Here is a 21,502-nt window from a genome sequence, read left to right as displayed (position 1 = left end):
TAACATCACTAAGATTATGCCAAGACTGTAATAAAATAACTTTAAACATCATTATCGGCGCATAAGAAGCGGCACCTAATCGGTTAGGCTTTTGCTCTAAGAGCTTATTAAGTATGATTATTATTTGATCCCAGTCAATCAAAGCATTTATTTCATCAAACTCTTCAAATGCTTTGTGTTGCTTAACGTTAGTTTGTTTGAACTGCAGTCTAGGTTGAATATTTTTCCACATATAACGCTCCTAAGAATATGATTTAAAATATTATATCACATGCAGCTCAAAAAATAAACGAAATTTGAATGATTATTAACCAGATTTGCAAAGCTCTCCTTTTATATTTAATAAACGGCATCGCAATACGGTATAATGGCTTCGCCAAAAATCAACTATACCATCAAGGATAAATTGGACGTTGTTATGCCAAGAAAAATGTTAATAAATAAAACTTGGGATCTAATCAAAGAAAACCTTCTGGAAAATAAACGTATTTAAAATAAGTACAAGCATCTCTCTACATTTGAAGGCATCCTGTATCGAATAAGAACAGGTATTCAATAGCGTGACTTACCTAAAGAGTTTAGCTCGCTGAATACCATATTCTGCGTTTTAATCTTTGATAAAAAAAGGAAAGTTGAGTAATTTTTTGAAAACTATCCTCAATCTATGATCCGCAATGGATATTTATAGATGGGAGTATTATCAAAACGCATCAGAATAGCTATGGTGTAAGGCATTCTGATAATGAAGCAATAGGAAAAGGTATTTTAAATACATCTGATTAGCTCTATAAGTTATTGATTTTATGTTTAATTGTTGGGGTTTTGATTTTGGTGGAAATTTTAACGTCCTTTTTTGGCGGAAAAAATTGAAAAGGAACCAATTTTATGATCAAATGTAGTTTCTGATACATACAATTTTCATAAAAAGTGGTTCCTATGGCCAATGAATTTATTACATTTTCACCTCCACTTCAATCATTTTTGATAAAATATCAATTAGAGAATTTGCGAGAAAAACAAAGTTCATGCAGCGCATACGATTTTTGTAATCTGAATATTTTTTAAATGTTTTAATTCAAGTGCTTAGTTTTAAATGTCATGCTAGCTTAGCAGATGTTTTGAGAATAATTGATAGTGAACAAGAAACAAGTCAATACAAACCTTTTCACAATCAAACTAAAAAAGCTGAATCCACGCGATGCTCGACTTTTAAAATGCGAGATCTGCGATACTTAAAATCGGTCGACCTTGTTCTTTATTGAATAGGGTGGCCAGCTTGTGTAATAATATTTTCCTACTCAGCCTATTAGTAAAGCTCAGGATTGTTCTTGCGAATGTTCTTTCAATATTGAATTTTTCAGCAAGTTGTCCAATTGTACTTTCAATAATTCTTCTTTTATCATTCCAAAAATTCCTAATGTTTTTAGGGAGTTTATCTCTCATGTTTTTCCTAACGGGTGTTTCAATAGCAATCCCATGGTTTATGCATTGTTCCGCTGTATCAGCCCCCAAATAGCCTTTATCCCCTAATGCTAACCCTGTTTTACCTTCAAGTAACTCTATTAGCATCTCTCTTTCATCTATATTTGCGGGAGTCACATCAAAATTAACAATTTCACCATCTTGATTAACAACGAGATGGCCTTTGAATCCGTAGTAATACTGCTCTTTAGAAGCACAGTAACCTCTAGCTGCCTCTCTCTTAAATCGTTTGCAATGGATAATCCGTTTATTATGACAAACAGCGATTGGAAATCCGTCAATAATATGAAATAAATACCCAGACGAATTCAGGTTTTCTAATATTTTTTGTTTAACAATCCAAAGATTTTGGCACTGTTTGGCAAATTGACTACGGGAAGAGAGATTTGGAAATAAGTGAGTCCAATGCTTGTTAAAGTATCTCCAAATCCCTACCGTACTATCAATGCCAAATAATTCACCAATGAGCTCCATTGTAATGACTTCGCTATCTGAAAGCTTTGGCTTGAACCCTCTTGCTCTAAGAGGTCTATCGTATTCTTCCAGTATTTTATTTAAGCTATCGTCTATTTTAATAAAAGTATAGATGATATAATTTACTAATGATGGCATGGTTTTACTCCTAATTTTGATTGGTGTCTTAATTAGTTGTAAGTTATGCCATCTCCCTCCAAATGATGCAACAAAAAAGTCGAGCATCGCGTTAAATATGCTGCCGACAGTAAAGTGTATGTTTAAACTGTGCCCAAAATATCAGCATAATGTATGATAATCTTTTGGAAAACTATGCTTTGAGTAGCTTTTAAAAAAATATTCTCGTAGTATTTGCCTTCAAATATTTTTCAATTGATTAAAAAATCTGTTATCTTAGTCTATTGTGGATTGGAATTAACGAATTAAGTAAGTTAACTTAAACTTGGAATTCTAAATAGTACATAGAATTAAGCACCTGTTTTTGCTAATTAAAATTTCAGTCATAGGCACATTAAAATTATGTCCAGTGTGCTGTGTAAGAATTTTTGAACATAGAAAGGAGACAAGGATTGTGCTAAATAATAAGTTAAATATTAATTTAATCAATGTAATATGTGTTATTTTTGTGTTTGCATTTGCTGTTTGCTTCCAAGGTTTTGCTTTTGCAGAAGAAACAAACTCGACTAAAGCAGAGCAAAATACACCACCTCCATTAGATTCGCTCAAAATCAGTCAATCGCTTAGTGATATACAAATTGCGTTAACAACTGCAGAAACAATAAGCGATATTGGTAAGTTATCTGAAGATGCTCAGTCTCTGATTAAACATATTGATGAATATGCAGCTTATCAAAGGATTGAATTAGAAGTTATTGAAAATGCATTAGTTGCATTAGGTGAGTCTAAGCCAATAGTGGTGCAAGAGGGTGAAGAGAGTGCAATAGCGAGTGAGGATAAAGCGATTACAAAAAAAAGAGAATCGCTTTTAAAACAGCAGGAAGTAATTAGATTAACTATAGAAGAAGCTTCAGCACAAAGAACTTTAGTTAATGAGGTCATTCAACAAATTGCAAAAGTAAGACAGCAAAAATTTAAGACCCAACTTGCAACAAAAAGTCAGTCAATTATTAGTAGACAATTTTGGCAGCCTATTTTTGAGCCAACACAAGCGCAAAATAATCGATTGAATCATTTTAAAAGTAAAATAAGCGCAAGCATAACTCAGGTTGTAGATAATAATTTAGGTTATGCAGTGCTAATTGTTTTATTTAGTTGTACATTATGGACTGTCATTAGGTTATGGGCTGAAAAGTTATTATACAAGTTTTCTATCAAATATATCCCTTTTGGTCGATTTAGAAGAAGTTTTGTTGTTATTGCTATCCCTGTAGTCACGATTTTATCGACTATTATTTCACTTAATTTGTTCTTTAGACCAATTTTATCACAAAGTGAATTATCACCAATTATTTTAGATTTTATCAATCAGTTTATACAGCTTGCAGCTTTTTGTGCACTAGTGACTGGATTAGGTAGGGCATTTCTTGCAAATAAGATTCAATCAAGGCGGTTAGTCAATATTCCTGATGATACTGCAAAAAAACTGGCTTATTTTCCTGTTTCAATTGCAATTGTTGCGCTGTTTTTTGGAACAATTGAAATTATCAATAATGTTACTGGCGTGATTGTAGGGCTTACCATATGGTCAACTGGATTAAGTGCAATTTTAATTGCATTATTGATGCTAGTATTCCCTGTTCGAATTTACCATACACACAATAATGATGATGAGCTGAATAACACATCGAAACAAGGATTGATTCATGTGCTTATCCTAATAAGCTCACTCTTTATTATTGTTACTGCACTTTTAGGTTATATATCCTTATCCACATTTGTTGCTTATCAAACCTTATGGATTGCAATTGTAATAATTGCGTTTTATTGTTTAAAGCATTTTTCACAAGACTTTTGGCAGGCAATGTTTTACCCAGCTAATCGCAGTGCAAAATTTATTAAGCAAACTTTAAATCTAAATGATAGATTGCTCGAGCAAATTAAAGTAGTTTTAACCGCACTGTCAAATTGTGGTTTGATTATTATTTTGATTATGGCATTACTTAATGGCTCATTTAGTGGCGCAACAACACAAACTCTTTTTGATAAGTTGCTTAATTTATTGACTGAAAATGGTTTGGCAGGTTTTGGAATTGTTCCCGCCAATCTAACGAATGCGGTTGTTATCCTATTAGTTAGTAGTTATGTGCTAAGATCATCTAAACGTTGGTTAAGTAAAGAGTTTTTACCTAAAACAAATGTGGATATTGGAATAGCAGCATCTTTAGTGACATTATACAGTAACATTGGCTACGTGCTTGTTATCATGTTTACCTTGGCTGCACTAGGAATTCAATGGAGTAATCTCGCTTGGATAGTCAGTGCATTGTCAGTTGGTATAGGGTTTGGTTTACAAGAAATTGTGAAAAATTTTATCTCTGGTATAATATTATTAACAGAGCGCCCTGTAAAAGTTGGGGATAGTATTGGGATTGCTGGTATTGAAGGGGATATTAAGCGTATTAATGTAAGAGCAACCGAAATACAATTAAGTGATCGCTCCACTGTTATTGTACCGAATTCGCAGCTTATTGCACAGAATGTTAAGAATAATTCAAAAAATAATCCTAAAGGTGTCGTGTCAATTGAGTTAAACTTTGCTATTAATAGTGATCCTGAAGTCATTCAAACAATTTTGTTGGATGCCTATAAGTCACATCCTGCCATATTAAATGAACCTGCGCCAGAAGTAAGATTCAGTCAACTAAACAGCACAGCCATGAATTTAACAATAACTGGGTCAGTGCAAAGCCCAAGACTAGTCGGGAAAACTAAGAGTGATCTTTTATTTATTATTCTCAAAGGATTGAGAAAAGCAGAAATCTATCCTAATAATTAGGTAATGGTTTGATATGAGTAAAGTTTGCATAGCGTAATAATTGGTTTAATCTATTTTTATGAGCTAGTAGTACCAATAATAGGGATGAACTAGCTCTAGAGTTAATGAAATAAAAATTACTGTATTTTATTGATTTTGATGTTTTTTTTATGATTAAGGCTAAAGGTAACTATTTTTTTAGTAAACAAAGTGACAATTATTCGATAAATAGTCAAATGCTATGCTAAAATATGTATATTCGCGTACTGAACTGTTCAGTGCGCTTTTTTATGATGAACGTTTATTCATATGTATTGCCACAATACATAAAGCAACAAATTAAGAGGATTAAATGGCAAAAGAAGATAATATTGAAATGCAAGGAACCATAATTGAAACTTTACCAAATACAATGTTTAGGGTTGAGTTAGAAAATGGTCATGTTGTGATGGCTCATATTTCAGGTAAAATGCGCAAGAATTATATTAGGATTTTAACAGGTGATAAAGTTAACGTAGAACTCACTCCGTATGATTTAACTAAAGGTAGAATTATTTTCAGAAGTCGTTAGTCTAACGATCACTTCAATTAAGTATAATCAATACATTTATTAAGGCACCATCTTTAGGTTTACAAGCTTAAAGATTGTGTTGTTTCCTGCGCGCTATAAAAGGATTATCTTTGCTTGCAAATTAAAATCAAAATGTGGCTCATGCAACATTTATATTAATTATCACTATTGATTATTGTAATGTTCTGTTATGATCGATTATGTTACTATATGTCTAACTTTGTTTTTCATCTGAGAATAATTTTGTTCGTGTTGTAACATAACATCTTTACCACAATTAATTATATTTACTCAAAGGTTTAATATGAAAAAGATAATTTTAAGTGCAGTTTTAGTTCTTTCATCTACAGCTGCTTTTGCAGGACCAAATTGTGATTCTTACATTAAAGAAGTAGATGCAATGGTGAATATTGCACGTGAACACGTTAAGAACCCAGATGAATTAAAAATGATTGATGATCAAATGGGCCAAATGAAAACTATGCTAGACAGTATTCCTGAAGAACAACGTGAAGCAGCATGCGCACAAGCTTTAGAACAAGTGCCAATGATGAAACAAATGATTAATCAAGCAGTAGAACAAATGAAAGCTGAAGGTTAATTAACCTAAAAAGCCTAGCGAATGTCTAGGCTTTTTTATAGATGTTTTTAGTTATGAAACAGCATAACAACGCTTAAAAGAAATTTTCTTCACCCTATCTTCAACTATAACTAATTAAAAGCCAAATCCAATAGGAGAGTTTACCTAATGACATTTAACAAATTCAATATATCCAAAACAGCAATCGCAACGGCATTCACTTTTCTAACATGTTCAACTTTCATCACTCAAACAGCTAATGCTGAAACGATAGAAAATTTTGTTCCATGTATGGTGTCAGATAGTGGTGGATTTGATGATAGGTCATTTAATCAATTAAGCTATGAAGGTCTACAGGCTGCGGCAAAAGAATTAGGTGTTGAAATTAAGCAAGCTGAATCTCGGACTGAAACAGACTTTAGTGGTAATCTCTCTGGACTTATTGATGCTGGATGTAATATCGTTGTTAGCGTTGGATTTTTACTTGCTGATGCAACAATTGAAGCGGCTGAAAATAATACGGATATTAATTTTGCACTTGTTGATGTTGCTGATACAGGACTTCCAAATGTTCAATCAATTGTATTTGATACAACCGGAGCTGCATTTTTAGCTGGTTATGCGGCTGCAGATACAACTAAAACAGGTATAGTCGGTACCTTTGGTGGAATGCAAATTCCTGCTGTAACTATCTTTATGGATGGATTTACGCAAGGAGTAAATTATTATAATGAAAAAAATAACAAAGATGTTAAAGCTTTAGGGTGGAATTTTGAAACTCAAAATGGCTTATTTACAGGTGGATTTGCTGCTAATGAAAGTGCAAAATCTGCTGCTGTTGCTTTGATCGATCAAAATGCAGATGTGATCATGCCTGTAGGCGGACCTGTATTTATTAGTGCTGCAGAAGCAATTATCGATAGCAAAAAAGAAATTGCAATGGTTGGTGTGGATTCGGATCTTTTTATCAGTGAGCCAAAATATAGAAATCTTTATCTAACTTCCGTGTTAAAAAAACTAGATGAAGGTGTGAAAACTTCAGTTGTATCAGCAGGTCAAGGGAATTTTTCGAATGTTGCTTATATTGGTACCCTAGCTAATCAAGGCGTTGACATCGCACCATTTCATGATTGGGAGTCTAAAGTTAGACCTGAACTAGCAGCTGAACTTAGTGCTATTAAGCAAGGAATCATTGCTGGGGAAATTAAAGTGAGTTCACCAGCATCTCCTATCAAGCAGTAAGATTATCTTTAATGATGAGTGAATGATTTTGCTCATTTCAATTGTATAGCCTCATTTTATTGAGGCTTTTTCTTTTAGAGTAATGAAATGCAAAGCCCACAAAAACCGATTGAAACTTATCCTGACATGAAAAGGGGCATATTATTTGCTTTATCTGCGTATGTAATTTGGGGAATAGCACCAGTCTATTTTAAACTTTTAGAGCATGTACCAGCTGAACAAATTGTCGCTTTTAGAATCTTTTTTTCTTGTTTCTTTATGATTATCCTTGTAAGTTTTTATAATGGCTGGAAAAAAGTGAAGGCGGTTTTTAGAGCCCCTAGAAAATTATTATGGCTATTTATAGCATCTCATCTAATAGGACTGAATTGGTTCATCTTCATTTGGTCGGTCAATAATCATCATGTTCTTGATACTAGTCTAGGTTATTTTATTAATCCTTTGATTAATATACTCATCGGTACATTATTTTTAAGTGAAAAATTAAGACCGATTCAATGGACTGCCGTTGGATTAACCGTATTAGCTGTGCTATACCAAGTTTGGCAATTTAATTCAATTCCTTATATTGCATTAAGCCTTGCTATTACATTTTCAATATATGGTTTAGTTAAGAAAAAAATCGCTATTGATGCACAGACTAGTATGTTTCTAGAAACGATGATGTTATTACCTGCATCTGCAATGTTATTCATATTTATTGTGGACGATGCACACTCTGTTATTGCAAATTATTCAATAGGTTTTATAGGAATTATTGCTTTATCAGGTGTTATAACCACTGTCCCATTAATTTTTTTCTCTGCTGCAGCAAGTAAAATTCCTTTTAGTTATTTAGGTTTTTTTCAATATATAGGGCCTTCTATGGGTTTTGTTTTAGCGATAACGCTATTTGGAGAAACCTTAACAGTTTCAAGACTGATCACATTTGGAATAATATGGTTTGCGTTAGTATTGATTATTTTTGATGGGATTAAAAAACGAAGACACATGCGATAAATTAATTGGTACTTTAAGAATTGCTAACGGATATGCTAATCTTGTTTAAGTAGTCTACTAGGAGATTAACTTAATGAATCGTGCAATATTTTCCAAAATATTTGCGGTGCTTCTCGTAATATTTGGTATATTTAAGTTTATAGGTATTTTCAAAGATATCAACAGCGTATCAAGTGGGTCTAATAATAGTTATCAAAGCACACATACTGCATCTGAGTTTCTGCAGCTAAATAAGCATATGGAGCAGTATTACCAATTTTGTGAAGAGCAAGGATCTTGTAATGATAGTGTTTATAATCTTTACAATATGACTCAAAAAGCAAATTTAGGAGATAAATCAGCACTTAATGATGTAGCGTTAGTTTATGCATTTGGTTACAATTTTAATGGTCAAGATGAAGGAGTAAAACCATCATTCGCAAAAGCTGTAATTTTTTCTAAATTACTATCTGAAGCCGGAGATGCTCGCGGACTTTACTACCTAGGTATGATTTATCGAATTGGCGATAAATCCATCCAGCAAGATTTTGAGCAATCAACAAGTTATTTCATTCAATATATTGATGAAACAAATTCAGATAATGAAGAATACGCAACTTATAGAGCAAAGGCTCTTATGATGATTTTACAGTCATATTTCAACAAAAAAGCACCTAATAATATTAATGAAAACAATATAACAAGGTATAAAAACATGTTTTTTGATGAATATTCAATTATTGCAAGCCAAGGAGAACCATCGGAAATCGGGAGATTTAGCGCGATATATTTTCAATTAGCCAATACCCTTCAAGAGAAGCAAATTGCTTATGCATGGTCAATCATCGCACTTGAACAACTAGAAAGTAGCAGTTTACAAGCAGAAGAAAAATTAAAAATAAAAGCATTGTTACAAAAGAACCAAGCCTCTATGGCTAGTGAGCTTACGCACCAAGAGATAGCACAAGCCCAGCTAGTAGCAAAAGAGTGGTCTTTAGGAAAAAGCATTACAAAAATGCAATTTATGCATTAATCATTTTTTATTTGACGGTTTTGCAATAGTTGAATTAATTAGGTTTAAGATTTTTGCATTAATTGCATCTATCCCTGTTTTTCTACTTGCGCTTAAGGAATGATAAATCCCCATTTGGGTAAAAAACAAATTAAGGCTATCGGATTTAAGTTTATCAGGTGTCGTTGAATTCAAAAAAGCTCGTATAACATATAAAATACCTCTCAATATTTTACTATCACTGTCAGCCTGCAAATCCATTCGTAGTGAATCAGAATCAACTGATAATACTAACCAGACATTTGACTCACAACCATGTAATAAATTATCATCAAGCTTTAATGCTGGGTCAAAATTGGGTAAATTTTGACCCAATTGAATTAATATTTTAAAGGCAGATTCCCAATTCTTTGCCTCTTTAAATTGATTTTGAATATCTACAGCACTCACTGCATCAATATTACACATAAGGTTTTCCTACTGCTGCAGGGGAATTTGATTTACCGACTAAACCTGCTACTGCAAAAATTGTGATAACATACGGTAGCATTAGCAAAAATTCACTCGCAAAGTTACTGCCTGTTGCACCTATGACAGTATGGAGATTTGACGTGAATCCGAATAATAATGCCGCACCAGTAGCTTTAAGTGGGTGCCATTTACCAAATATAACTGCGGCTAAGGCTATAAAGCCTAATCCCTGCGACATTTCTCTATCGAAAGCACCTACTGAACCTAATGTGAAAAATGCTCCTCCAAATCCTGCAATTGCGCCAGCTAATAATACATTTAGAAAACGAGTGCGATTCACATTGATACCAACAGTATCAGCAGCTTTAGGGTGCTCACCAACTGCTCTTAAGCGAAGACCCCATGTCGTGTAAAACAAGCCATAATAGACGGCAATTACCATAAAATACATTGCATATATGATAATCGTTTGTTCAAAAAGAATTGGGCCAATTAAGGGGATGTCTGAAAGATAGGGAATTGCAATTGCTTCAAAACGTTGAGGATCATTAAGACCAGCTTTATTTCTAGCAAGTACCGACGTTGCTAAAAAATTGGTCAACCCAATCACTAATACATTTACAACCACACCTACAATTACTTGGTCGACGATATATTTAATTGCAAATAAGGTTAAGATTAAAGATACAAAGACGCCCGCTACAACAGCACCTAATAATCCTAAATAAGGATTGCCTGTTATTGTGGCAATCACTGCTGATAAAAATGCACCAGCTAAAAGTTGACCTTCAATTGCAATATTAACTACACCTACGCGTTCAGAAATTATTCCACCTAAAGCACCAAAAATAATAGGTGCACTTAATGCAATTGCTCCAGATAATAAGCTTACAATTTGAAGCCTTGCATCTGCAGAGATAAGGACAAGAAATCCAAATAAAAGAATAAAACAATATCCTATAGTTAACCAAATCGGTATATTTTGCTTTCTTACTCTTAATAAAAACGCACTAATTGTGATAACAATTAATGATATGCCAGAGAAAAAACTATACCTAGGAGTTGATAGCTCTAATATCCAAGGTAACTCTGTATTTCTAGCTGAGAGAACAAAATAGCTCGTTGCATCAGCCACGTTAACCATAAAGAAATAACTTGTTGCTAATGTGAAGAGTATAAAAATAATAGGCAATTTATAATATTTAAGTAGTTTACCTAGTGCAAGAGTATTTGTTTGCTTTGCCTGTATAGTGTTATTCATCATTAAATCCGCATTTAAGAAAAAGATTGGTCTTCGGTTGGTTTAAAATGTCTTTTTAGGATCAGGTAATCTAAAAATTGTTCTCACTAATGGAGGTGCTGCAATAAATAGCACGATGAGAGACTGCACAACTAAAATTATATCAATTGGTACTTTTACATCTGCTTGCATTTTGAAACTCCCAGCTTGTAATGCACCAAACAGTAAGCCAGCTGCAAATATTCCCCACGGCTTAGAACGACCCAAGAGTGCAACTGTTATCGCACTGAAACCAATTCCTGCATCTATAGTTGAGCTAAATCCTCTAGGAGATTCACCAAGTGCTTGAAATACCCCGGCTAATCCAACAAGTGCTCCTGAAATTAACATAGCATATATAGTCATTCTATTGACATTAATTCCTGCAACTCTTGCAGCAGTGATATTTTCCCCTACGGCTCTTAATTTAAATCCAAGAACTGAACGGTTTATAAGCCAAGAACAAAAGAATGTGCTTAAAATTACCAGCGCAAAACCCCAGTGAAATTTATTATGAAAGCTTAGTATATTCGGAAAAATAGCAGTTGCTTCAACGGGACCTGATTTGGGGAAGTTTGAGCCCGGTGCCTGCAAAAAGCCTGGGGTTCTTAACATCCATGAGATCAGATAGTAGGCAATATAGTTGAGCATAATTGTTACAATTACTTCATGAGCACCAGTATAAGATTTTAATAACCCTGCAATCATGGCATAAATTGCGCCTGCTAGCATACCTACAGTTATTGCTAAAGGCAGATGTAAGTAAATTGGTAGGGAGAATGTAAAGCCAATATAAGCTGCAGCACTTGCTGCAACAAGCATTTGCCCTTTACCACCTATATTGAATAATCCAGCTCTAAATGTTAAACCGATACCAAGTCCTGCTGCAATAAGGGGAGTAGCCTTTGATAGGGAGTCTAAAAGCGGTTTTATTTTGTGATTAAAACTTCTGCCAGAAAAGTTATAAATAGAACCTTCAAATAATGCAATATAAGCTTTAGAGACAGCTTGCCAGACACTGTTGATAAAATTCAGAGGGTGGTCAATTATTTGGACCGCTGCAATTTGAACAGCGCTATCTGTCCATGCAATAAGAATACTACCAACTAGTAAAGAGAGGAATATAGCACAGAAGGAGAGGAGGGCGCTTCCTCTAGTAATTTGATAAAATAATTTTGTCATTGGTGACAAATGAGCATGAATATCATTGGACATGTTTTTTAATTCCTTAAGCGTATTAAACTTAAATTAAGCTAATCTAAATTCTAATTTCGTAGACCTGCCATCATCATGCCAATCGTTTCTCTTGGAGTTGACGAATCTACAATTCCCATAATTTCTCCATGGTGCATGACTGCTATCGTGTCAGCAATTGCATAAACTTCATCTAATTCAGTTGATACTACGATGACAGGAATACCGCTATCTCTTGTTTTGATAATTTGTTTATGGATGAATTCAATTGATCCAACATCTAATCCACGTGTTGGTTGAGAAATGACTAGCAATTTAAGTGCTTTACTCATTTCTCTAGCTAAAATGACTTTTTGTTGGTTGCCACCAGAGAGAGTACCAATAGGTGAAAGATGACCCTGTGAACGAATATCATATTCTTCAATTTTTTGCTTGGCAAAATCATGCAATAAATCAAAGTCAATCGTTCCATTTTTCACAAATGGTGAGTCTTGAGTTCTATCTAGCATTAGATTTTCAGATATAGTAAAGTTACTTACCATTGCATCCCTATGACGATCTTCAGGCACATATCCTACACCTAAGTTTAAAATTGAATTGATTGAGAGACTTTTAAGTGAATTTTTATTTAATTCAATTTCACCAGTAGCTTCAGGCCTTAATCCCATTATAGCTTCGATTAATTCAGTTTGACCGTTTCCTTGGACGCCAGCAATAGCAAATACTTCACCCTTAGTAACACTAAAAGATATGTTTTTTAGAATATCGATATTTTTGTCGGATAGCTTAAGATTTGTTACTTTAAACGCTATCTCAGATGGAATGAGTGGCGATTTATTAACTGTTAGATTTACTGGCCTACCAACCATTAAAGATGCCAGTTCTTCGTTGCTTGCGCTTGGCAAAGCAGTTCCAACTACTTTGCCTAATCTAATAACCGTGATTTTATCTGCAATCTCTTTAATTTCTCGTAGTTTATGGCTAATGAATATGATTGCTCTACCTTCATCACGTAGTTGCTTCATGACGTTAATTAGCTCATCTGTTTCTTGTGGAGTAAGTACTGCAGTCGGTTCATCAAAAACAAGTACTTTAGCGTCCAGCGCTAATGCTTTTATAATTTCTACTCGTTGTTGAATACCAACAGGTAAATCTTCAATTTTTGCATCTGGATCAACATTAAAACCGAAGCGTTCTGATATTTTTATGACTTGTGCCCTAGCATGGTTTATATCTAGTTTTCCAAACACAGTTGAACGTTCATGCCCTAGAGCTACATTTTCAGCCACGGTAAACACTGGGACAAGCATGAAATGTTGGTGTACCATTCCAATACCTGCACGCATTGCATCACCGGGGCCATTAAATGTGTGTTTTTTACCGTCTAATAAGATATCACCCTCTTCGGCTTGGTAGAGACCATATAAAACATTCATTAAAGTAGATTTGCCTGCACCATTTTCGCCAAGTAAAGCATGAATTTCACCGGGATTAACGGTTAAATTGATTGCATCATTTGCAATAAACTGACCAAAGCGTTTAGTTATGTTGTTTAACTCTAATTTCACGTGAGTGTTTCCTTTGTATTTCATACATTCATACAGTTAACGATTAATTAAGTGGGCACAGAGAACACGCATTTTGAATATATTATAAGATTTTGGGATCATCTTAATTCAAAGATTGAAATCATAAACGACTCTATCTTGGAGTCTAGCACACTATATTTGTAAGTTTCGTAAACTAACCTAGTAAGAAAGTTCTGTTTGCTACTGTACATTTGCAAATTTTTAAATACATGACGTGGCTTACATCTGATATTTTTTCAGTACGTTATAATAAAGCGGTATCACTTATTTTTCTTGAAAATTGATTAAATCAAAAATGAAAAAATTATTGATTAGTAGCTATTCCCAATTAAGGATTTGTAGTAAATCATGAGGAATTTTGACAGCCTATTTTTCCATATGATTACCTAATTAAGCTAATTAATTTTTGGGGATTTACAAGTTGCTTAGGTGTCAATTTAAATAAATCTCAATTTCATGATTGAAAACGTGATATTCTTAAAATACGTACTGTAGTAGGAATTATACAGAATTTTGAATTTCTCTCAACTTAATGCCATCAAAGTGGAAATTTTTTACTGAAATTATGGTTTGTAATCAAAAATAGTAAAAATTGATTTTGAATGGTTTCTTTGTATGAAATGTGATATAAATTAAGGTTTTAGAGTCTATTGAGTTGCTTGAGTGATTTGAAAAAGAGATATGGTTTAATTTTTTTTATGCATAATGTTATACTACTTGCGCACAGGCAAAGCGAGATGTTGGACGCGGGAAGTAAAGGAATATATAAGGATGCTTTGATTACTATGGGTAGACATAATACAAAAACAATTTTACATACTCATAGGATACTATTTCTTTCTCTTTGTTTAGCTATTTTTATGTTAACAGGTTGTCAATTTTTTAGTCGTTCAGATGAGCAGTCTAAAAATAGTTCAAATAACCCACATCAAATCACAATTCGAATTCAGTTAGAAGGACTTGAAGGTGATCTACAACGAAATGTAAGAGCACGCTTATCAAGAATACAAACAAATGAAATTAGCAATGATGCAAGATTTCGTGCAAGGCTTACAAATGAAATTAGACTGGGACTTAAAGCTCTAGGCCACTATGAACCAATAATTGACTTTGAATTTGAACCTAGAACACCTCCTTCTCGCCCTGTTCTATTTGTTAGAGTTAACCCAGGGCCTCCTATTTTATTAGTCAAAACAGATATCAAGATATTAGGAGATGCAAAAAATGATCCTGCCTTCGATGAACTCATAGAGCGTTTATCTCCAGAAATTGGTAAACCAATCAATCATGGTCAATTTGATCAATTTAGGGCAGCTATAAATAATTTAGCTCTAAACCGTGGATATTTTGATGCCACATTTGTACAAGCTAAATTAGGCATTTCAATTGAACGCCAAGAAGGTATTTGGTTAATTGAGTTCGACAGTGGTCATCGCTACAAATACGGAAATATCACTTATACTGGTTCTCAGATAGATGATGATTTTTTAAATAATTTAGCACCATTTAACATTGGTGACCCATATCTTGCAGACGATATGGTTGAATTCAATAGACGGCTTAGTAGAACAAATTGGTTTAACTCTGTGATTGTCACACCGGATTTAGATAATTTGAATCCTACTGAGCCAATTAATTTGAATGGTGCTTTAAGCGCTAGAACGAAGAACTCAATAGATGTTGGTATGGGATATTCCACAGATGTAGGAGTCAGAGGGATATTTACATGGCGTAGACCTTGGTGGAATTCATTTGGACATAGTTCTGAAACAAACTTGAATATTTCTGCAAAAGAACAAATTGCTGATTTTAATTATCAAATCCCATTAAAAAGAAATGCACTTGATCATTATTATTTGATTCAAACTGGTTTTAAAAGACAAGATTTTAATGATACACGCTCTGACTCAGCAACTATTAATGTCGCTCGTTTTTGGGGACGTTTTTTAGGTTGGCAATTGTCAACAAACCTTAGGTGGAGTATTGATGATTTTACACAAGGGGCAGTAAATAATAGGACTATGTTGATTATGCCAGGGGTGAATGTTAATCGAACTAGAACTGTTGGAGCTGGTATGCCGACTTGGGGTGATACACAACGTTATTCAGTTGATTTTTCAAATAAATCCATTGGATCTGATATAGATTTTGCTATTTTACAGGCACAGTATGCACTTATAAGAACGCCATTTAATAATCACAGAATATTGAGTCGAGCTAATATTGGTTGGATTGAAACAAATTCGTTTGATGCAGTTCCTCCATCGCTGAGATTTTTTGCTGGCGGTGATAGGAGTATAAGAGGATATAGCTTTAGAAGCATTTCTCCTAGAGATGAGTTAGGAAAATTAGCGGGTGCATCACAATTAGCTACAGGTAGTCTTGAGTACCAATACAATTTTTCGGGTAGTTGGTGGAGTGCAACTTTTATCGATGCCGGTAATGCAAGTAATGCAGTGTTTGAAGATAATGTTAAAACAGGCGCAGGCATAGGTGTGCGCTGGGCTTCCCCTGTTGGACCTGTGCGATTTGATATTGCTACACCGATAAATGATCGAGATAATAATAGCATCCAGTTCTATATTGGGCTGGGACCTGAACTTTAAAAATGAGAAGGTCAGAGCACAAAGGTAGATTTTAAATATGCGTATCGTAAAAATTATTTTGTTATATCTATTATTCCCTATATTTCTCCTAGTCAGTGGCCTCATTTATTTTATTACTACTGAAACCGGCATTAGAACTATTGCAAATGTCATTCCAAAATTAATTCCCATCGTAAGTATTGAGGGAGTAAGAGGTAACTGGGAAAATTTAGAAATTACTCAGCTTCGAGTCATGCCACAAGGGGTATCCGTCGTTGTAGATGATATAGCTCTTTCTATTAATCCTAGTTGCTTAAGATCTCTTAACCTTTGTATTAACCAGTTAACAACAAGCTCAGTTGATGTTTCAGTTGATACAAATGCATTGCCAGAAACAGATCCTACGCCGCTACAGCCCATTAAACTTCCACTTGAAATCTATTTGGATAAGCTGGATTTAAAAAATCTCTCCATTAGAATTGATGATGTTCAGATGAATCTTGAATCGCTTAATGGTAATGCAATATGGCGTGATACACTTAGTGTTAAAGAACTCTCATTATCTCAAATGATAGTTAACCTACCGAAGAAACTAATTGATGATACCTTAGAGAAAAATGAAGTCACATATGCTGCTGACACTAACATTCCTATTGAAGATCAAATTACTCAAATTCAGGAATTTTTGAACTCACCTTTACTAGCGGAACTCCCTTCAGTTTTGATCCCTATTGACCTAGATATACAAAAATTTAATTTAAACCAATTAAAATTAATCCAGGCAAGTCAAACAACGCAAGTTGAAAACTTTTCTTTAAATATGGCAACTCAAGGTGAAAAAGTCATCATTAATGAGTTAAAAACAGGCATGTCTTTTTGTAATTATGAAATAAATACTCAAGCGCTTTGCCTGTTCGCACATATCAATGGTAATGGTCACATAGATATGAAGAATAAATGGCCTATTTTATTCAGTTTGCAAGTTAATTCATTAAAAGATGATGGTCTATTTGCTTTGCAAGGAGTTAATGTTAATGATACATCACTAGAACTCTCTTTAAGTGGAAATGTTAATGATGAAATAAATACAGTTTTTCATATCAAACGGTTAGATGAAATGTTAATTGCAGCTGATGCAAACTTAAATATAAGCGTTGTGCCACTAGAATTTAATATCATGGTTGATAGTGAAAATTTAGCTTGGCCAATGCATGATTTATTATCAATCGATCAAGATAAACTGCAGTTTAACAATTTGGAAGAATCTGAACACATAACCGATGCTCAGATGATTAAAGAAAAGCAATATATTCCTAAAAACACTTATTCAGTTTCAAAATTTAAATTAATAGCAAAAGGTAGTTCAGATGAATTTTCTTTAGATCTATCATCTGGTATCTCATTGCCCGAACTCAATACAAGTCAAATTAATTTAAATATTAAAGGTAATCCTAAAATTATAGAAATAGATAATTTTTCAATTATGCAGCAAGCAGATAATGCTGAATTACCTTTGTCAGCTGAGTTATTAAAACTCGAAGGAAAACTAAATTTAGATAAAGGACTAAGTTGGGATGTCACCCTAGATTCAAATAATATTTCTTACCTTGATAAAGTTAAAGATCTGAATACAATGGTTTCAGGTAACCTCTCAATAATAGGATCGTTGAATTCTAAGTTTTGGGATATTGTTATTAATGATATTGACCTAGACGGTAGCATTAACGGCCATACATTAAGCTTAGCAGGAAGTTTTTCTGGTAACTCTAATCACATTTGGGAGGTGGAAAAACTAGTTGCTAATTTAGGAGATAATACTTTTTCGTTATCAGGTTTATTAGCAAATGAAGTTAATTTAGATTTAACAGTTAATGCGCCAAAACTACAAGGTATTTTACCAGAGTTAAGTGGATCAATTGTTGGAAATTCAACTGTGAGGGGCTCTCTCTCTCAACCAGATGTTTTTGCTGATATGGAAATTAGACAGTTTAGGTTTGGGGATATTTCAGTAAAAAATGCAACACTCAAATCTACAATAGAAACGGATCAAATTATTTCTGGCGATCTAAGTTTAGATGGCAGTGGAATAAATGTATCAAATGCATCATTTACAACATTAGCACTTAAAATAAATGGGGATGAAAAAAATCATTCAATTACTCTCAATGCAGCAGGTAAGCCAATTAGTTCTGTAATTAAGATTGATGGTTCTTTTAATAGAGATACTCTTATTTGGCAAGCATCAATTAGTCACTCCAATTTTACAACTAGCGAAGGGCCAATTAACTTAGAACAACCTTTTAAAGTTCAGCTATCTCCTGACTTAATTAATGTTGCTCAGCATTGTTGGGTTCATGAGGCTGGGAGACTTTGTTTATTAGAACCATTTGAGCTCAAAGAAGAAAGCCGCTTATTACTTGGCTTAGATAAAGTGAATCTTACTTTTTTAAATCGATATTTAGGAGAAGGTACACAATTAAATGGAGGGGTAAAGGGACAGCTTGACTTACTGATTTTTCCAAATAGAAACATTAGAGGAGAACTAACACTTGATGGTGAGGCTGTTAATGTACAGCAATTTACCGATAATGCCTGGCTGAAAGCAGAATTCGAAACATTTAGGTTAAAATCTAATATTGAAAATGATGAAATAGTGTTTGATTGGCTTTTTGCTTTAAAAAATAATGGATCATTAAATGGTGTGCTTTCAATTAATGATATTACGGGAGCAAGGAGTTTAACTGGAAAGATGGGAATTAACCAATTGAATTTAAACTTGCTTCAGCCATTGTTTGGGCAAAACGAAGTGATTTCTGGTGCCATAAATAGCCAACTTAATTTTTCGGGTAACATAGATAAGCCTTTAGTGAATGGTGAATTTAATTTAGATGATTTAAAAGTTGTTAGTTATCGCATACCTTTTGATATTATTGATAGTAATCTTAATATTCTTTTTACAGGTCAACAATCAGTAATGACGGGTGAAATTATTACACCGGATGGTGCAATATCATTAAATGGACAGGCTAACTGGCAAAATACTGCGAATTGGCAAACAGTCCTAAATGCTAGCTCAACTAAATTAAAAGTTACCGTTCCACCTATGGCTGAAATTGAACTGCAACCAAACATCACTTTTGAAGCTAATAAAAATAAGATGCTATTAACGGGTAATGTAGATATCCCTTGGGGAAGAATTGTAGTAGATGCTTTACCTGAAGCTGTAGTTGAAGTCTCTAGTGACCAAGTTTTTTTAGATACTAATATGCAACCTATTGAACAATCAACAAATAGCTTACCAATCGAAGCAAACTTAATGATAAATTTAGGCAATGATATCCAACTAAATGCCTTTGGATTGATAGCCAATTTAACAGGTCATTTGAATGTCATACAATCTGAACAAGGAACTTCTATTTTTGGTGAGGTCACAACACCAACTGGTAGGTTTAGAGCTTACGGTCAGGATTTGATACTGAGAAAAGGTGTTATCACTTTTGCTGGTACAGCTGATAGACCTAGATTGAATGTTGAAGCAATACGCAATCCCCAGAATATTGAAAATGACGTTGTCGCAGGTGTAAGAGTATCAGGGTATGCTGATGATCCCAGAATTGAATTATTTTCAATCCCAGCTATGGCTCAAGAAGAAATTCTATCATACATTCTACGAGGACAAGGGCTTGATGTTGCAGGAGCTGATAGTGGCTTAATGACTTCTATGCTTATTGGATTAGGAACGGCTCAAAGTGGTCAACTTATTGGCACAATAGGGGAAACATTTGGGGTTAAAAATTTAACCTTAGATACACAAGGTACAGGTGATAGTTCACAAGTAGTCGTTTCTGGTGATATTTTTCCAGGGCTACAAGTTCGTTATGGGGTTGGAATATTTGATTCTCTAGCGACTATTACCTTGAGATACCAATTAATGCCAAGGCTTTACCTTGAAGCTGTATCTGGATTAGATCAAGCTATAGATCTATTATACCAATTTGAATTTAATTAATGTTAAATAGGGAAAAAGCAATTAATGAGAAGTGTTGGTTTAACCGTATTAAAAACGATTAGTTGCTTTGCTGCTGTTACATTTTATTCTACAAACCAGTTATGTGATGAAAAGTGTTTTTTAAGCACCACTACCTTAGGCATACTTTACTTTTTATCTATTATTGCAACACCTTTATTTTTTCTCGTCAACGGATATGCGGATACTGAACGAGCAAAAAAAGGTATTGATTGGCAACGCGTTATTGCAGTGGTGGTTATTTTTACATTTTGGAATATAGTAGGTCTATTCACGTTTGACCATGTAGCACAAAATAGTTATTTTCTACAAAGTTGGTTACTAATCTCATTAGCATCAATTTATTTGTTGAATCCTATTTTTACAAAAACTTTAAAAAATGAAAACTTGTCATTGTATGCATTATTTGCGTTTGTAGCTGTTATGCTTATACTCGATATAGTAAGCCTTTTTAGACAAAAAACATTTTTAGGCGACATACCGGATTCGTTTAGAGTGTGGACATGGTATTTTTACTATTTTTTAGGTCGATTTTTAGCACTTCGTAAATGGCGCCTTTTAACAAAACGAAAAGCAATTAAACGATTTGCTATATTAAGTTTTCTTCCTATTTTTATTTTATTGTATGTTTATGAAAAGCTAATAATCAAATTTATTTATAAAAGTTTTAATGCAGGTTATTTTTTAGATAGTGTTTTTGTTATTGCAGCTACACTTTGTGTTTTTGTGATATTCGACAATATCAATATTCAAACTAAAATCATCAAAAAAGCATTTCACTATATTGCACCGACTATGATTGGTGTTTATATTTTACATGATGCAGTTTTCTATTATATTAATAAAATTTACCCAGCTCATAATGTAGGTTTGGCATTATTATATCTATTTACAGTTTTCATCTTATCTGTTTTGATCGTTCGATTTATTATGCTTAATCGTTGGACTGCGAAACTTATCAGTATTTAGCAATCTCATCTTATCAGGTGGAATGTTTGATGTGCAAGATGCGCTATAGCTATCTTATTATTCGTGAAATGGGGATGTGAGAATTTAAATGTAGCTAAGTAGCCATTTTTGCTT

Annotated in this window: 15 protein-coding genes; 9 read left to right on the top strand and 6 right to left on the bottom strand. The window is 33.7% G+C overall.

Annotated elements, in window-relative coordinates:
- Together BMW37_RS03210 and BMW37_RS03205 are read right to left on the bottom strand one after the other, a co-directional pair.
- The coding region (locus BMW37_RS03210; RefSeq protein WP_218139452.1) for a transposase at positions 1-232 on the bottom strand (232 nt) is incomplete at its 3' end.
- A gap of 977 nt (positions 233-1,209) precedes the next feature.
- Entirely contained in the window at positions 1,210-2,094 is an 885-nt protein-coding gene (locus BMW37_RS03205; protein ID WP_177168563.1) for an IS982 family transposase, read from the bottom strand.
- A 433-nt stretch (positions 2,095-2,527) separates the two neighbouring features.
- On the opposite strand from BMW37_RS03205, the gene BMW37_RS03200 reads away from it, so the two are divergent.
- From BMW37_RS03200 to BMW37_RS03175, 6 genes are all read left to right on the top strand, one after another.
- Complete coding sequence (locus tag BMW37_RS03200; RefSeq protein ID WP_143047591.1) at positions 2,528-4,912, top strand: DUF3772 domain-containing protein; 2,385 nt, start codon at positions 2,528-2,530, stop codon at positions 4,910-4,912.
- Positions 4,913-5,243: 331 nt separating this feature from the next.
- Positions 5,244-5,462, top strand: a complete 219-nt coding sequence (gene infA / locus BMW37_RS03195) for a translation initiation factor IF-1 (protein WP_093317776.1) — start codon at positions 5,244-5,246, stop codon at positions 5,460-5,462.
- Between the two features lie 304 nt (positions 5,463-5,766).
- A complete protein-coding gene (locus BMW37_RS03190) occupies positions 5,767-6,063 on the top strand; it encodes a DUF5339 family protein (protein WP_093317775.1) in 297 nt (98 codons plus the stop codon).
- 147 nt (positions 6,064-6,210) lie between these two features.
- Complete coding sequence (locus tag BMW37_RS03185) at positions 6,211-7,284, top strand: BMP family lipoprotein (RefSeq protein WP_093317774.1); 1,074 nt, start codon at positions 6,211-6,213, stop codon at positions 7,282-7,284.
- 87 nt (positions 7,285-7,371) lie between these two features.
- Complete coding sequence (gene rarD, locus BMW37_RS03180) at positions 7,372-8,283, top strand: EamA family transporter RarD (RefSeq protein WP_245711011.1); 912 nt, start codon at positions 7,372-7,374, stop codon at positions 8,281-8,283.
- Positions 8,284-8,356: 73 nt separating this feature from the next.
- Positions 8,357-9,295 carry an SEL1-like repeat protein gene (locus tag BMW37_RS03175; RefSeq protein WP_093317769.1) on the top strand — a complete coding sequence of 313 codons (939 nt, stop codon included), beginning with the start codon at positions 8,357-8,359 and terminating at the stop codon, positions 9,293-9,295.
- On the opposite strand, the gene BMW37_RS03170 is transcribed toward BMW37_RS03175, so the two are convergent.
- Genes BMW37_RS03170 through BMW37_RS03155 form a run of 4 tightly spaced genes read right to left on the bottom strand, consistent with a single transcriptional unit; the run spans position 9,296 to position 13,786 of the window.
- Positions 9,296-9,742, bottom strand: a complete 447-nt coding sequence (locus BMW37_RS03170; RefSeq protein WP_093317768.1) for a SufE family protein — start codon at positions 9,740-9,742, stop codon at positions 9,296-9,298.
- Positions 9,735-11,006 carry an ABC transporter permease gene (locus BMW37_RS03165; RefSeq protein WP_093317766.1) on the bottom strand — a complete coding sequence of 424 codons (1,272 nt, stop codon included), beginning with the start codon at positions 11,004-11,006 and terminating at the stop codon, positions 9,735-9,737. The genes BMW37_RS03170 and BMW37_RS03165 overlap by 8 nt, the downstream gene beginning before the upstream one ends.
- Positions 11,007-11,048: 42 nt before the next feature.
- Entirely contained in the window at positions 11,049-12,239 is a 1,191-nt protein-coding gene (locus BMW37_RS03160; RefSeq protein WP_093317764.1) for an ABC transporter permease, read from the bottom strand.
- Between the two features lie 50 nt (positions 12,240-12,289).
- Positions 12,290-13,786 (bottom strand): ABC transporter ATP-binding protein, encoded by a 1,497-nt coding sequence (locus tag BMW37_RS03155; protein WP_093317762.1) that lies wholly within the window; start codon positions 13,784-13,786, stop codon positions 12,290-12,292.
- A gap of 719 nt (positions 13,787-14,505) precedes the next feature.
- Here BMW37_RS03155 and tamA point away from each other — a divergent pair.
- Genes tamA through BMW37_RS03140 form a run of 3 tightly spaced genes read left to right on the top strand, consistent with a single transcriptional unit; the run spans position 14,506 to position 21,388 of the window.
- On the top strand, positions 14,506-16,413 hold the full coding sequence (gene tamA / locus BMW37_RS03150; protein WP_245711010.1) for an autotransporter assembly complex protein TamA: 1,908 nt from the start codon (positions 14,506-14,508) through the stop codon (positions 16,411-16,413).
- 37 nt (positions 16,414-16,450) lie between these two features.
- Positions 16,451-20,401 (top strand): autotransporter assembly complex protein TamB, encoded by a 3,951-nt coding sequence (gene tamB, locus BMW37_RS03145; protein WP_093317760.1) that lies wholly within the window; start codon positions 16,451-16,453, stop codon positions 20,399-20,401.
- Positions 20,402-20,425: 24 nt separating this feature from the next.
- Entirely contained in the window at positions 20,426-21,388 is a 963-nt protein-coding gene (locus BMW37_RS03140) for an acyltransferase family protein (protein WP_093317759.1), read from the top strand.
- Positions 21,389-21,502 lie beyond the last annotated feature (114 nt).

Origin of the sequence: Thorsellia anophelis DSM 18579 (assembly GCF_900111395.1) — a bacterium.
GTDB lineage: Bacteria > Pseudomonadota > Gammaproteobacteria > Enterobacterales > Thorselliaceae > Thorsellia > Thorsellia anophelis.
This window is presented reverse-complemented; position numbering and strand designations above follow the sequence as displayed.

What these genes read in the sequence shown, in the direction of transcription:
- BMW37_RS03205 (WP_177168563.1), bottom strand. Translation starts at nt 2,094, where the DNA reads ATGCCATCATTAGTAAATTATATCATCTATACTTTTATTAAAATAGAC.
- infA (WP_093317776.1), top strand. Translation starts at nt 5,244, where the DNA reads ATGGCAAAAGAAGATAATATTGAAATGCAAGGAACCATAATTGAAACT.
- BMW37_RS03190 (WP_093317775.1), top strand. Translation starts at nt 5,767, where the DNA reads ATGAAAAAGATAATTTTAAGTGCAGTTTTAGTTCTTTCATCTACAGCT.
- BMW37_RS03185 (WP_093317774.1), top strand. Translation starts at nt 6,211, where the DNA reads ATGACATTTAACAAATTCAATATATCCAAAACAGCAATCGCAACGGCA.
- rarD (WP_245711011.1), top strand. Translation starts at nt 7,372, where the DNA reads ATGCAAAGCCCACAAAAACCGATTGAAACTTATCCTGACATGAAAAGG.
- BMW37_RS03175 (WP_093317769.1), top strand. Translation starts at nt 8,357, where the DNA reads ATGAATCGTGCAATATTTTCCAAAATATTTGCGGTGCTTCTCGTAATA.
- BMW37_RS03170 (WP_093317768.1), bottom strand. Translation starts at nt 9,742, where the DNA reads ATGTGTAATATTGATGCAGTGAGTGCTGTAGATATTCAAAATCAATTT.
- BMW37_RS03165 (WP_093317766.1), bottom strand. Translation starts at nt 11,006, where the DNA reads ATGAATAACACTATACAGGCAAAGCAAACAAATACTCTTGCACTAGGT.
- BMW37_RS03160 (WP_093317764.1), bottom strand. Translation starts at nt 12,239, where the DNA reads ATGTCCAATGATATTCATGCTCATTTGTCACCAATGACAAAATTATTT.
- tamA (WP_245711010.1), top strand. Translation starts at nt 14,506, where the DNA reads ATGCATAATGTTATACTACTTGCGCACAGGCAAAGCGAGATGTTGGAC.
- tamB (WP_093317760.1), top strand. Translation starts at nt 16,451, where the DNA reads ATGCGTATCGTAAAAATTATTTTGTTATATCTATTATTCCCTATATTT.
- BMW37_RS03140 (WP_093317759.1), top strand. Translation starts at nt 20,426, where the DNA reads ATGAGAAGTGTTGGTTTAACCGTATTAAAAACGATTAGTTGCTTTGCT.